Origin of the sequence: Streptomyces sp. NPDC002619 (assembly GCF_042889305.1) — a bacterium.
GTDB lineage: Bacteria > Actinomycetota > Actinomycetes > Streptomycetales > Streptomycetaceae > Streptomyces.
This window is the reverse complement of record NZ_JBIAQV010000026.1, coordinates 13,400-26,390: the sequence shown is the minus strand read 5'-3', so window position 1 is coordinate 26,390 and position 12,991 is coordinate 13,400. Positions and strand designations below refer to the sequence as shown.

The 12,991-nt window shown below is 70.2% G+C and carries 10 protein-coding genes; 4 read left to right on the top strand and 6 right to left on the bottom strand.

Annotated elements, in window-relative coordinates:
• Window positions 1-6 precede the first annotated feature (6 nt).
• Both ACFYXB_RS30930 and ACFYXB_RS30925 read right to left on the bottom strand, forming a co-directional pair.
• Window positions 7-1,563 carry a sodium:solute symporter family protein gene (locus ACFYXB_RS30930; protein WP_389587901.1) on the bottom strand — a complete coding sequence of 519 codons (1,557 nt, stop codon included), beginning with the start codon at window positions 1,561-1,563 and terminating at the stop codon, window positions 7-9.
• Window positions 1,564-1,733: 170 nt separating this feature from the next.
• A complete protein-coding gene (locus ACFYXB_RS30925) occupies window positions 1,734-2,522 on the bottom strand; it encodes an SDR family oxidoreductase (RefSeq protein WP_389587899.1) in 789 nt (262 codons plus the stop codon).
• A gap of 80 nt (window positions 2,523-2,602) precedes the next feature.
• Between ACFYXB_RS30925 and ACFYXB_RS30920 the strand changes: the two genes are divergently transcribed.
• Window positions 2,603-3,442: a hypothetical protein gene (locus ACFYXB_RS30920; RefSeq protein WP_389587898.1), complete on the top strand. Its 840-nt coding sequence runs from the start codon at window positions 2,603-2,605 to the stop codon at window positions 3,440-3,442.
• 12 nt (window positions 3,443-3,454) lie between these two features.
• Here the strand turns inward: ACFYXB_RS30920 and ACFYXB_RS30915 are convergent, their stop codons facing one another.
• Complete coding sequence (locus ACFYXB_RS30915; protein ID WP_389587897.1) at window positions 3,455-5,338, bottom strand: MFS transporter; 1,884 nt, start codon at window positions 5,336-5,338, stop codon at window positions 3,455-3,457.
• A 196-nt stretch (window positions 5,339-5,534) separates the two neighbouring features.
• Window positions 5,535-8,435, bottom strand: a complete 2,901-nt coding sequence (locus ACFYXB_RS30910; protein WP_389587895.1) for a D-alanyl-D-alanine carboxypeptidase — start codon at window positions 8,433-8,435, stop codon at window positions 5,535-5,537.
• A gap of 245 nt (window positions 8,436-8,680) precedes the next feature.
• Here ACFYXB_RS30910 and ACFYXB_RS30905 point away from each other — a divergent pair, with 245 nt between their 5' ends.
• The 3 genes from ACFYXB_RS30905 (at window position 8,681) to ACFYXB_RS30895 (ending at window position 11,014) form a co-directional block, all read left to right on the top strand.
• A complete protein-coding gene (locus ACFYXB_RS30905; RefSeq protein WP_389587893.1) occupies window positions 8,681-9,436 on the top strand; it encodes a GPP34 family phosphoprotein in 756 nt (251 codons plus the stop codon).
• Window positions 9,437-9,763: 327 nt separating this feature from the next.
• The gene (locus ACFYXB_RS30900; RefSeq protein WP_351345476.1) at window positions 9,764-10,621 is read left to right on the top strand and encodes a helix-turn-helix transcriptional regulator; all 858 of its coding nucleotides are present in this window, start codon (window positions 9,764-9,766) and stop codon (window positions 10,619-10,621) included.
• A 201-nt stretch (window positions 10,622-10,822) separates the two neighbouring features.
• Complete coding sequence (locus tag ACFYXB_RS30895; RefSeq protein WP_351345473.1) at window positions 10,823-11,014, top strand: DUF397 domain-containing protein; 192 nt, start codon at window positions 10,823-10,825, stop codon at window positions 11,012-11,014.
• 397 nt (window positions 11,015-11,411) lie between these two features.
• Here ACFYXB_RS30895 and ACFYXB_RS30890 read toward each other — a convergent pair whose 3' ends face one another.
• Window positions 11,412-11,918: a glutathione peroxidase gene (locus ACFYXB_RS30890; protein WP_351345470.1), complete on the bottom strand. Its 507-nt coding sequence runs from the start codon at window positions 11,916-11,918 to the stop codon at window positions 11,412-11,414.
• Window positions 11,905-12,912, bottom strand: a complete 1,008-nt coding sequence (locus tag ACFYXB_RS30885; RefSeq protein WP_389587890.1) for an ArsR family transcriptional regulator — start codon at window positions 12,910-12,912, stop codon at window positions 11,905-11,907. The genes ACFYXB_RS30890 and ACFYXB_RS30885 overlap by 14 nt, the downstream gene beginning before the upstream one ends.
• Between the last annotated feature and the right edge of the window lie 79 nt (window positions 12,913-12,991).

Sequence of the window (12,991 nt, the reverse complement as noted above, 5' to 3'; positions counted from 1 at the left end):
TACCGGCTACGCCTCCTGCGCCGACGCGCCCGCCGGAGCCGGTACCGCGGCCGCCGCCCCGCTGTCGCCGTCCGTGTTGATCCGCTCGATCAGCGCGTCCCGCTCCGGGGTGTCCTCCGGCTTCACGTAGCCGATGAGGATGTAGAGGATCAGGGAGACCGCCAGCGGTACGGAGACCTGGTACTGGAGCGGGACGCCGCCCTCGACGCTCCAGTTGATCGGGTAGTTGACCAGCCAGAAGGCCAGCAGGCCCGCGGCCCAGCTGGTGAGTGCGGCCGTCGGCCCGGACTTGCGGAACGGACGCAGCAGACCCAGCATCATCGGGATCGCGATCGGGCCCATCAGACCGGCGACCCACTTGATGACGACGGTGATGATGTCCTTGAACGTGGGCGAGTTGACCTGCGTCGCCACCGCCATGGACAGGCCGAGGAAGACGACCGTGGTCACCCGCGCCGCGATCAGACCCGACCGCTCGCCCCAGCCCCGCGCCCGCTGCGACAGCACCGGCGCCACGTCCCGCGTGAAGACGGCCGCGATGGCGTTGGCGTCGGAGGAGCACATGGCCATGGTGTGCGAGAAGAAGCCGACGATGACCAGGCCCAACAGGCCGTGCGGCAGCAGTTGTTCGGTCATCAGGGCGTAGGAGTCGGAGCCGTCCGGCTTCTGCGCGTGTACCAGCAGCGGCGACATCCACATCGGGAAGAAGAGGATCACCGGCCAGACCAGCCACAGCGCCGCCGACAGCCGCGCCGAGCGCGTCGCCTCGTGGGCGTTGGCCGTCGCCATGTAGCGCTGGGCCTGGTTCAGCATGCCGCCGTTGTACTCGAACAGCTTGATGAACAGGAACGCGAGCAGGAACACCGTGCCGTAGGGGCCGACCAGCGGCTTGCCGTGGCCGTGCAGCGCGGGCTCGTCCCAGGCGCCGAGGAAGCCGATGTGCTTGTCGTTCAGCTTCAGTACGACCGCGATGAACATCGAGATTCCGGCCAGCAACTGGATGACGAACTGGCCGAGTTCGGTCAGCGCGTCCGCCCACAGGCCGCCGATGGTGCAGTACACCGCGGTGATCGCACCGGTGATGAGGATGCCCTGGTTCAGCGAGACGCCCGTGAACACCGACAACAGGGTCGCGATCGCTGCCCACTTGGCGGCCACGTCGACGATCTTCAGCAGCATGCCGGACCAGGCGAGCGCCTGCTGTGTGGAGAGGTTGTAGCGGTTCTTCAAGTACTCGAGCGGGGAGGCCACATGGAGCCGGGAGCGCAGCCGGTTGATGCGCGGCGCGAACAGCTTCGACCCGACGGCGATGCCGAGCGCGATCGGGAACGACCAGGTGACGAAGGATGTGACGCCATAGGTGTAGGCGATGCCCGCGTACCCGGTGAACATCACCGCGCTGTAGCCCGACATGTGGTGCGAGATGCCGGACAGCCACCAGGGCATCTTGCCGCCGGCTGTGAAGAAGTCGCTGACGTTGTCCACGCGCTTGTGCGACCAGACGCCGATGGCGACCATCACACCGAAGTAGCCGATGAGCACGGCCCAGTCGAGACCATTCATGTCTCCCCCTCCAGGGTTCGCCGCCAGGGTCAGGCAGGGTCAGGCATGTGAACTCTGGTTTCGGAGGTGTACGGACGGCAAGAAAGAGGTAAGTCAAGAGCAGGTAAAAATGTTCGACTTGATGACCTGGGTTTATGGATGTGAACAGTTCGCCATCCGGGGATCAGGCTCTAGCGCATCAGCTCCCCCGCGTTGACCAGCAGGGACTGCCCCGTGATGGCGCGTGCCCGGTCCGACGCGAGGAACACCACCGCGTCCGCCACGTCCCCGTCCGTCGCCAGCTCCGGCAGTGCCATCCGTTCCGTCAGCCGACCCAGCACCTCTTCCTCCGGCACCCCTTCCGTGTGCGCCGTGAATTGCACGTACGCCTGCACCGGCGGCCCCCACATCCAGCCCGGCAGCACCGTGTTGACCCGTATGCGGTACGGCCCGAGCTCCCGCGCCAGCGAGTACATCGCGCTGGTCAGCGCCCCCTTCGAGGCCGCGTACGCCGCCTGCTTGACCTGCGAGGGCGCGGCAACGGCCGACTGCGTCCCCACGATCACCACCGAACCGCCGCCGCCCGCCTTCAGTGCCGGCAGACAGGCCCGCGTCATCCGCAGCGTCCCCAACAGGTTGACGTCGAGCACCGACTGCCAGGTCGCGAAGTCGGCGTCCTCGAGACCGCCGAAGTAGGAGTCCCAGGCCGCCACATGCACCACGGCATCGATCCGCCCGAACCGCTCGCGCCCCAGCTCGGCCAGCGCCGCGCACTGCCCCTCGTCGGTGATGTCCGTCGCCCGGTACGCCGTGTGCGCCCCGCCGGGATCGATCTCGGCCGTGCTCTTCGCGAGGTTCGCCTCGGTGCGCGCGCCGAGCACGGCGTTGCCCCCGTCCCGTACGACCGCCGCCGCGACCTGATGGCCGAGTCCGGCGCCGACTCCCGAGACGACGACGGTCCTGCCGGAGAGCACTGACATGGACTCCTCCTGGCCTCTGGCGCATTGTCTGACGGAGCGTCAGAGTATGGGCGACCGGCGGAGGAAGGAAGGGGAACGGCATGAGCGAGGAGACCCACAGCGAGCGGTACGCCGAACTGGCCGCCGTCGGCCCGTACGGCGTCCGTCCCGGCCACGCCCTGATCACCATGGTCGAGCCGCACCCCGGCCACGAGTACGCCTACAACCGCTGGTACGAGGACGACCACTACTACGCCGGCGCGATGGCCATGCCCTGGATGTACGCCGGCCGTCGCTGGGTCGCCACCCGGGACCTGCAACTCCTGCGCTACCCCGAGAAGTCGGCGATAGCCCAGCCGGTCACCGCCGGCTGCTATCTCTCGACGTACTGGATCACCGACGGCCGCTACGCCGACCACATGCGGTGGACCGTCGCCATCAACAAGCGCCTCAACCGTGACGCCCGCGTCCATCAGGACCGCACCCACGTCTTCACGGCCTTCCAGGACCACGAGGCGACGGTCTATCGCGACGGCGCCGCGGGCCCGCGCGACTTCCACGCCCTCGACCACCCGTACACGGGCCTGGTGCTGGAGGTCGTCGACGCCGAGTCGCCCGAGCAGCGCGCCGAGCTCCTGGAGTGGCTGCGCGCCCGCCATCTCCCGAAGCGGCTGGCCGGCTCCCCGACGGCCCTGGTCACCGTCTTCCGGCCCACCCCACTCCCCGGCGACCGCATGACGTACGTCAAGCAGGTCGAGGGCGTCGACACCCGGCTCACCCTGCTGTGGTTCCTGGAGACGGACCCCCGCGAGTGCTGGCAACACCACTTCACGGGCCTCGACGAGCAGGTGACGGAGTCGGGGCTGGGACGGGTGGAACTGGTGGCGCCGTTCGTTCCCACGGTGCCGGGGACGGATCGCTATGTGGACCGGCTCCGCTGAGGATCAGGGGCGTCAGGGGGCCTTGAGCGCATCCGGGCAGGGTGTTCCGCGAGGCAGCTGATACGGCGACGCCAACCGGTAGGTGCCCGCCTTCGGCGCGACCAGCATGGTCCACTTGTCGCCCTTCGCGTCCTCCTCCGTCTCCATCAGACAGCCGTTGACGTTGGCGTACGTCTTCGGCATGCCCTCGGGACGGTGCTTGGAGGCCTGCGTCTCCTGCGGCGGCTTCAGGCTCTTGCCCTCCGCGTCGACGATGCTCAGCCACGGCGAGTACGGGATGCGGATCAGGATCCGGCCCGCCTTGTGGACCTCGATCGTCAGCTCGCCCTGCTCCGCACGGTCCACCACCGCGTCCGGCTCGGCGAGCGGCACCGCGTCCGTCACCCGGAACAGCTGCCAGTTCGCGTCGCCCCAGATCTGTTTCAGATACGGCATCCCGCGCTGGAGGAGTGTCCGCTCCCGCTCGCCGCCGTCGCCGTCCGGCTCGTCCTTGGGCAGGACGACGAAGTGGATGGCCCAGCGCTGGAGCCACTCGTGGTAGTTCGCCGAGTTGAGGGTGTCGTCGTAGAAGAGCGGGTTGCGCTCCATGTCGGCCTGGCGGTTCCAGCCGCGGGCCAGGTTGACGTACGGCGCGAGCGCGGAGGCCTCGCGGTGGGAGCGGGCCGGGACCACCTCGACGCGGCCCTTCTCGGCGCCGACCTGCTGCAACTGGTTCACGAGCGGCGCGAGTTCGCGCGCCCAGGACGCGGCCGGGGTCGTGTGCACGATGTCGTCGACCGACTTGAAGCCGATCCAGCCGGCGAATCCGAGGAACGCCACCACGATCGCGTACCACTTGCGCGAGCGCGGCACCGCGAACGGCAGCGCCGCGATCAGCGCGACCCCCGCGAACAGCATGGGCAACCGCGAGATGTTCGACCCGATCTGCGAGCTGACGAGCCACACCAGGACGACCGCGAGACTGTAGACCCCGGCCGTCAGCCGGACCGTCGCCCACTCCTTGGGGACGAGGAAGAGACAGAACAGGCCGTACAGCAGCGGCAGGATCACCGAGCCGATCGTCATCGGCTGGGTGCCGGAGAACGGGAACAGCCAGGCCGCCACCGCGACGACCGCCGTCGGCGCGAGGCCCAGCGCCCAGGCGCCCGGCCGGCGCTTCTGCAGGAACAGCGCCACGGCGACCAGGCCCACGAACAGGCCCGCGACCGGCGACGCCATCGTGGCGAGCGCGGCGAGCGGCGCGGCGACCAGCGCCTTCGCCCACCGTTTGAACCGCCAGCGGTACGGCCAGCAGAACACCGCCGCCACCGAGCCGAGCGCGAACATCGTGCCCAGACCGAAGGTCACCCGGCCCGACAGCGCGTTGCAGACCAGCGCGAAGACGCCGGCGAGCGCGGCCCACAGCGGGTTCCGGACCGACCGGCTGCGGACCAGGATCAGCGTCAGCAGGCCCGCCGACACGGTGCCGGCGACCATCATCGTCGTACGGACACCGAGGACCGACATCAGATACGGCGAGACCACGCTGTACGACACCGGGTGCATACCGCCGTACCAGGCGAGGTTGTACGCCGAGTCCGGGTGGCGGCCGACGAACTCGGCCCAGGCGTCCTGTGCCGCGAGGTCTCCGCCACTGTTCGCGAACGTGAAGAACCAGATGACGTGCAGCACACCGGCGAGCGCGGCCATGAACAGGGCGGGATGCGTCAGCAGCCGCCGGCGTAGGGGTTCGGCGGCGGCGAGCAGCCGGGACCGTACGCCGGCCGCGGTGTTTTCAGCGGCGCGGTCGGGCGGGGTGTCGTGACTGTCCGTGTCGGGCGCGGGCATGCGTATTCGCGGGCCGGTTCCCGGGCCCGGATCGGCGTCGTCGGCGCGTGTCGGCTCCGCTGTGGCCACCTGAAGGCACTCCCCGTGTCCCGTCTGCTGTTCTCGGCCGCTTTCCTCGGTGTTCCCGGCCGCTTCCCGTCCAGTTGGCGGCCGTGTCCTGCGACCGGCGACCTGCCCCGTTTCGTGACGCTAGCACGCACCCCGCCGCAGAGCTCCCGGGTGGGGCTCCGTCGGCGGGGTGCGGGGACGGATCGTGTGCTGTGGGTCAGCCGAGACGGGTCAACTTGTCCGTGAAGCCCGGTTCCACGAGGTCCTTCTGCAGGGCCACGGGAACCGCCACCGCGCCGCCCGAACCATCACCCACGGTGAGCGTGCCCACCTTGGTGCCGGCCTTCGCGGTGTGCGGTACGGCGTCGGAGGTGAAGGACAGCTTCACCTTCAGGCCCGCCCAGCCGGCCGCGGTGACGTCCTTGGCGGCCACGACCGGGGTACGGCCGCCGAGACCGTCGTCCACATAGCCGACGACGGCGCCCTTCTTGATGATCGTCGCCGAGCGCAGGGCGCCCTGCGCGGCGCGGATCAGCTGGTCCCCGCCGTACAGGGCCGCGCTGAGGATGGTGTTCTCCGGGCCGCCCGCGGTCTGGCGCAGGACGGCGCCGACGATGGTGCGGGTCTCGCCGCCGACCTCCTTCTTCGCCGCGAAGACGAGGTTGCCGAGGGCCGAGGTGGTGGTGCCGGTCTTGATGCCGACGACGTCGTTGTGGCCGACCAGCTGGTTCCAGTTGGAGTGGTTGACGCCCTTGTAGTCGTCGTACGACATCATCGCCGCGACCTCACGGAAGGCGGGCTTCTCCATCGCGGCCTTGGCCAGTTTCACCTGGTCCACGGCCGTGCTGACGGTGGAGTTCGTCAGCCCGGAGGGGTCGGTGTACGTCGTGTTCGTCATCCCGAGGTCCTTGGCGGTGGCGTTCATCTTCGCCACGAACGCCTTCTCGGATCCCGCGTCCCAGCGGGCGAGCAGCCGGGCCACGTTGTTGGCGGAGGCGATGAGGATGCTCTCCAATGCCTCGCGCTGGGTGATCGAGTCACCGGCGGTGACGTCGACGGTGGACTCCTGGCCGGCGCGGGACTGGTCCTGGGCGACCTGGTCGATCTTGATCTTCGGGCCGTCCGCGCCACTCTTGAGCGGGTGGTCGCGCAGGATGATGTACGCCGTCATGACCTTCGCGACACTCGCGATCGGCACGGGCTTCTGGTCGCCGTTCGAGCCGAAGGAACCGATGCCCTGCACGTCGAGCGCGGCCTGGCCCTGCGACGGCCACGGGATGTCGACCTTGCCGCCGTCGAAGGTGTAGCTGTCCTGCGCGGTGAGGTCGAGGGCGGGCTGGGGGACCGGGCGGACAGTCTGTACGACCGCAAAGATGATCGCCAGTAGGGCGACCAGCGGGGTCCAGATCTTGACCCGACGGACGAGCGTACGGATGGGCGTCTGCGGAGGCGGGGGCGTGTTCGTCAGCTCCGCCAGGAGGTCCAATGGGGGCTTCGGGGGGAGCGGTTGCTGGGTGGTGCGCTCGGGGCCGACCTGGGGGAAGGTGGTGGTGGCGTCGAGGGGCTTGAGGGCTACGAACTTGCTTGTGCGGTCTGCCTGCGGCGCGTTGGCGGTGTTGGCGGGTTTTGCGCCGCCGCCGATTTTCAGGGTGGTCGTCGGCTGGTCGACCTGCGGCCGGGGGGCCTTGAAAACGGCGGTGGGGTGATCGACGGGGCCCTGCGGGTCGTCGTCGGCGGCGTCCTCGGCTTCGCCTTCGGACGACTCGCTCCCACCCGCACCACCCGTGCGGCTCTCGTCGTCGACTGCGGGTGGCCACTGAGGGGCGTCCTCGCCGTCGGCGTCCGCGGGCGTGTGGGCATCCGGGCGGGCGTCGGTCTTCGCGCCTGCGTCGGTCTTCCGGTCCGCGTCGGCCTTCGGCCTCTCGTCCGCCTTCGGGGCAGCGGCTGCCGCTGCTTCGGTGTCCGTGTCCGCGTCGGTCTCGGTGTCCGACGCGGGGTCAGTGTCCGTGGCCGGGACGGACTTGGCGCCGGACTTCGGCTCTGTTGGCTTGTCCGCGCCGGGGGCCGTGTCCGCCTTGGGCGTTGCCTCCTGCTCCGGCTCGGGCTGCTCGTCGGAAGACGCCTCCGGTGCCTTGTCCGCCTCGGCGTCACCGGCCATCTCGGCCTCGGCGGAAGTCGCCGCAGGCTCGTCCGGGTCGTCGTCCGTCCCAGGGGCGTCGCCCGTCTCGTCGGCCGCCGCACCGGCCGTGCCCTCGGCCTCGGACTCGGCGTCAGCCGTGTTCTCGCCGTCCGAGTCGTCACCAGCCGCACCCTCGGCCCTGGACTCGGTGTCGGCCGTGTTCTCGCGCTCGGAGTCGTCTCCCGACGTGCCCTCGGCCCTGGACTCGGCGTCAGCCGTGTTCTCGCCGTCCGAGTCGTCACCGGCCGTGCCCTCGGCCTCGGACTCGGCGTCAGCCGTGCCCTCGCGCTCGGAGTCGTCTCCCGACGTGTCTTCGGCCTTGGGCTCGGTGTCGGCCGTGTTCTCGCGCTCGGAGTCGTCACCGGCCGTGTTCTCGCGCTCGGAGTCGTCACCGGCCGTGCCCTCGGCCTCGGACTCGGCGTCAGCCGTGCCCTCGCGCTCGGAGTCGTCTCCCGACGTGCCCTCGGCCTCGGACTCGGCGTCAGCCGTGCCCTCGGCCTCCGAGTCGTCTCCCGTCACGTCTTCGGGCTCGCCGTCGATCTCAGCGGCACCCTCGGTCCTTGCGGCACCCTCGGTCTCCGCGATGCCGTCGGCGTCCGCCGCACCCTCGGTCTCGGCGGCGGTCTCGGCCTCCGCGGTGTCCTCGGCCGCCGACGCCTTCCGAACCGCCACCCCCGGCTCCTCCGCCGTCGGCCTGGGCTCCCCGGAGCCCGACCTGACCCACGCCGCCACCGCCGCGCGCAAGCGGGCGTCATCCGGGGTCGGAAGTTCCTCCGGGGGCAGGGCCCGGGTCGAGAGGACCTTCGTCGTGGTGTCCACGTCGGCTCGGGCCACCGCGAGGCGCGGGTCGCGCGCCTCGGGAACCGGGTTCCCACCCCCCGGCGTCGGTTCTGCCGACGACTCGCGCTGCTTCGACCTGTCGGGGGACTCGCCCGCCACCGATGCCTCCTATGTGCCGCACGTCCTCCGCGCGGCTGCCGAACTGACCGCCAACCCTCAACGCCGCCCGCACAACGCCTCCCCGACGCTGTCCGAACCATGCACCAGTGTCCTGTGTGCGGGCTTGCCCCATGCGGTAGACGAGAACGACATACCTACCGGTTCCCTCTCGAAGCGGTCACGCACCCTCGACAGACCATTGTGAGAGGGGTCACCCTGTCATTCATCCACGCGGGGAGGCATGGATGGGCAGGAGCCGCAGAACACTTCCGGAGGAGCTTCTGCTGCTGGCATTGGACCCGGCCACGGGTACCACTGCGCAGCCGCAGTCGCTCGACCTCGGTCTGGCCGGAGCACAGCTAGTGGAGCTGGCGCTGGCCGGACGGATAGCCCCAGACGGGGATCGTATCGCCGTGGTAGCCCCACGGCCGACTGGAGATCCGACATTGGACTGCGCGTTGGAGTTGCTGCGAAGGCGTGGCGCTCCCGTGCGTGCCGTCCACTGGATCGGCGGGCCCCGGCTGGGGCTGCGCCAGACCTACCTCACGCATCTGGAGCGGTGCGGCATGGTGCATGCCGTGGCCGGTCAGATGTGCGGGGTGCTGCCGACCACTCGCTATCAGGCGACGGACAACGCGATCAGCCGGGAGATCCGAGCCCGACTGGATTCCGCGATCCGCACCGGCGTACCGCCGGACCCGCGGACCGCGGCGCTCGCCGCCCTGGCGCACGCGGTCGGCCTCGGCAAGCACCTGTATCCCGGGAACGAGGGACGCTCGTCCCGGTCCCGGCTGCGGGATCTGATCAGGCATGACCCGATGGGCGGTCTCGTCGCGCACGCCGTGATGGACGTCCAGAACGGCGTGGCGGCACAGCCGCGCCGCGGTCCGGCCTCGGCCGGCCGCCCGGCCGGACCGGGCGTCCGGCAGACGGCGGAACCCGCCCGCGGCGTACCGATGCAGTCGCGTCACGGACCGATGGCGCGCGCCGTGGCCCACTGAGCCGCAGTCCCACGGCGCCGCGCGCAGCGATCCGACACAGCAAGCGCAGTAACCGCAGCAACCGCTCCGGGCACCTTCGCACCGGGCAACACCGCACAACCGCACCGCCGCACCGTCAGTCCCCAAGACCCGGTACGGGAGCCGCTGGTTCGAGCGGGGTGGTGAGACCACGTCTCACCACCCCGCTCGGCCGTATGTGCCCGAACTGACGCGTACGCGCCGCATATCCACCATTCCTCAGCGGTAGTAAGGACCTTGGTGGCAGTCTGCTCAACAGCAGATACGCAAAGTGTTTAGACCAGGCAGGCAGCCGGAGGTGCACGTCCCGTGGTGTCCAATGTCAATCCCACCGTCCGGCGGCGCCGGCTGGGCCAGGAGCTGCGCCGGCTCCGCGAACTCAAGGGCATGACGGCCGAAGAGGTGGCGGAACGGCTGCTCGTGTCGCAGTCGAAGATCAGCCGTCTGGAGAACGGCCGCAGGAGCATCAGTCAGCGCGATGTGCGCGACCTGTGCGGGGTGTACGAGGTCGAGGACCAGCGGGTCGTCGAGTCGCTGATGGAGATGGCCCGGGACTCGCGGCAGCAGGGCTGGTGGCATGCCTTCGGCGACATCCCGTACAGCGTGTACATCGGCCTGGAGACGGACGCCGAGTCGCTGCGCGTGTACGAACCCCAGCTCGTCACCGGGCTGTTGCAGACCCGGGCGTACGCGGAGGCCCTGGTGCAGGGGGCGTTGCCGGAGACCTCGACGGGCGACATCGACAAGCGCGTCCAGGTGCGCCTGCGCCGACAGGAACGTATCACCGCGGACCACAACCCGGTTCGGCTGTGGGTGGTGCTGGACGAGGCGGCGCTGCGTCGCGTCGTGGGCAGCAAGCTGGTGATGCGAGAGCAGCTGGAGCATCTGATCGAGATGTCGCAGCTGCCCCATGTCACCGTGCAGGTGCTGCCGTTCGAGGTGGGCGCGCATCCGGGGCTCAACGGGCAGTACGCGATCCTGGAGTTCGCGGACGCGGCCGACTCGAGCGTGGTCTACCTCGAGGGCGTCACCAGCGACCTGTACCTGGAGAAGGCGCACGACGTCCAGAAGTACGCGGTGATGTACGAGCACCTGCGGGCGCAGTCCCTGAACGTGGAGCAATCCCGGCAATTCATCGCAGACGTGGCAAAGGAGTACGCCCGCTGAGAGCCCGGTAAGACCTTCGCCGGGCGCGGCGCCGGATCGTACACCGTCGTATCGTCGCGGCGTAAGTCTCCTCTGGAATATGCCATCCACAAGAGTGAACGACCGCTCCGGAAGGGGATGTTGCCGAGTAGCGTCGATCACGCCAATCGGTCAACAGGGTTGGCGTGAATCGCACTACAGCAACTCGCAACAGGAGTGGACATGGCACTGCTTCAGGGCGCCACGGAGACGTGGACGAAGTCCTCCTATTCCGCCGGGAACGGGGCGTGCGTGGAGGTCAGGTCGCCCGCGACCGCGGACCTCGCCGTACGCGACTCCAAGGTCCCCGAGGGTCCGATCCTGGCGTTCCCCGCAGCCGCGTGGAACACCTTCGTGGCATCGGTCAAGGCGTAAGGGGGGCATCCCTGACCCTCGCCCACACCGACCTCCCGCGACACAACTCAACAGCACCACCCCGGAGCCCTCTCGACCAGCTCGCCGTCCTTGCCGAGGGGGCCCGGGTTTCCGCCTCCCATTTTTTTGGCTCGTTCGCCTTCGGGGCGCTTTCAGCCGGTGTCGAGACGGCGATCGTGCTCGACCCTTCGGGCCTCCGCGCTCCCCCTGGCTCTCGGCTCGCTCGAGCCGGGGGGACCCCCAGCCCCCTCGACGCCGGCGCGCCCCTACGGCTCACTCGCGGCCGACGCGTGGGGACAGTGGACCTTGGTGGGCCCTTACCGGGCGCCTGCCGCCCGGTGACGAGAACGCTCACCCCTGCCCCAGGGGCAAAGTCAGACGGCAGGGAACGGCAGGGTCAGGCGAGGGCGCTCTCCACCGCCGACACGACCTCCGCCGCGTCCGGCTCCGTGCGCGGCGAGAAGCGGGCGAGGACCGTGCCGTCGCGGCCGATCAGGAACTTCTCGAAGTTCCAGCGGATGTCGCCGGTGTGCCCCTCGGCGTCGGCGAAGCCGACCAGGCGCTCGTACAGCGCGTGCCGGTCCTCCCCGTTCACCTCGACCTTCTCGGTCAGCGGGAAGGTCACGCCGTACGTCGCGGAGCAGAACTCGGCGATCTCCTCGGCGCTGCCGGGCTCCTGCCCCATGAACTGGTTGCAGGGCACTCCGAGGACCGTGAAGCCCTGGGCCGCGTACTGCTCGTGCAGGCGCTCGAGGCCCGTGTACTGCGGGGTGAGGCCGCACTTGGAGGCCACGTTCACGATGAGCACGGCCTTGCCCGCGTACTGCGGCAGATCCGCGGGGCCGCCCTGCAGGGCACCGATCTCGACGTCGAGGACAGAACCGTTGTGGTCAGTAGTCGTCATGAGCGGATGCTAGCTCCAGCGGGTGTCGGGGCGGCTCCCCGGCCTTCACCAGGACCTCACCCGCCGCCGTGCGCGAGTACAGCACCGAACGGCCCGCGCGGTGCCGCTCCACCAGCCCCGCCTCCCGCAGCACCTTCAGATGCCGGCCGACCGATCCCAGCCCCTGCCCGGTCACCGCGGTCACCTGGCTCGTGCTCATGGGGGAGCCGAGGAGCACGAGCACCCCGGCCCGCGCGTCCCCGAGCAGCGCCCCCAGGCTCGCCGGCACCGCCCTGTCGCGGGCGCCGGTCAGCGCCCCGGCGCAGGCGTAGATGACGGCGTACCGGTCCGGTTCCTCCCAGGACACCCACCCGCACTGCGGTGTCACCGGCACGAACACCAGCTCGGCGCCGGAGATCTCTCGGGGCGGGTACTCGTGCCGGTTCACCTGGAGCCGGTTCTCCCCCAGCCAGCGGGTGCGTCCCGGCGCGAGCGCGTCGAGCGCGGCCGCCCAGCCGCCCCGGCTCACCTGCGCGGTCCGCGCGACCACGTCCGCCTCCAGGACGCGGCGGCGCCGGGGCCAGTACGGCCGTACGGTCTCGTGCCACACGTACTCCAGGAGCGCGGCGGCGCGGGCGGGCAGGTCGTCGCGGTCGAGGTCGACGGGGAGCGGGCCCTCGAGGGACAGGCGCAGATGGTCGCGCGCGGCGGCGGGGTGTGCCGACCGGATCCGGGCCACGCCCTCGGCGAAGGTCTCCCCGTCCCGGGGCGTGGGCGTGAGGAAGTCGGCTATCCACGCCCTGCCGAGCCCGGAGCGCACCAGGAGGGCCGTGACCGGGTCGGCCGCCAGACGGGCGCGGTAGGCGGGCAGGTGGGCGTGCAGCCAGGCCGTCTCCCCGGGATGCGCGCCCACGCCCGCGTGCAGCAGCTTCAGGCTCGCGAACGTCTCGGCGAGCGGCGAGAGCACGAACCGGCTGCGGGCGAGCGTGTCGGCATTGACCTGCCACCAGCCCAAGGGTTCCTCCCCGTCGTCCCCTTGTGGTCCCGTCGCGTACGACGTTTCGCGTCCTGGCGAAACAATAACCACCGCCACC

Coding starts and splice junctions, on each gene's coding strand:
- ACFYXB_RS30930 (WP_389587901.1), bottom strand. CDS start 1,563: ATGAATGGTCTCGACTGGGCCGTGCTCATCGGCTACTTCGGTGTGATG.
- ACFYXB_RS30925 (WP_389587899.1), bottom strand. CDS start 2,522: ATGTCAGTGCTCTCCGGCAGGACCGTCGTCGTCTCGGGAGTCGGCGCC.
- ACFYXB_RS30920 (WP_389587898.1), top strand. CDS start 2,603: ATGAGCGAGGAGACCCACAGCGAGCGGTACGCCGAACTGGCCGCCGTC.
- ACFYXB_RS30905 (WP_389587893.1), top strand. CDS start 8,681: ATGGGCAGGAGCCGCAGAACACTTCCGGAGGAGCTTCTGCTGCTGGCA.
- ACFYXB_RS30895 (WP_351345473.1), top strand. CDS start 10,823: ATGGCACTGCTTCAGGGCGCCACGGAGACGTGGACGAAGTCCTCCTAT.
- ACFYXB_RS30890 (WP_351345470.1), bottom strand. CDS start 11,918: ATGACGACTACTGACCACAACGGTTCTGTCCTCGACGTCGAGATCGGT.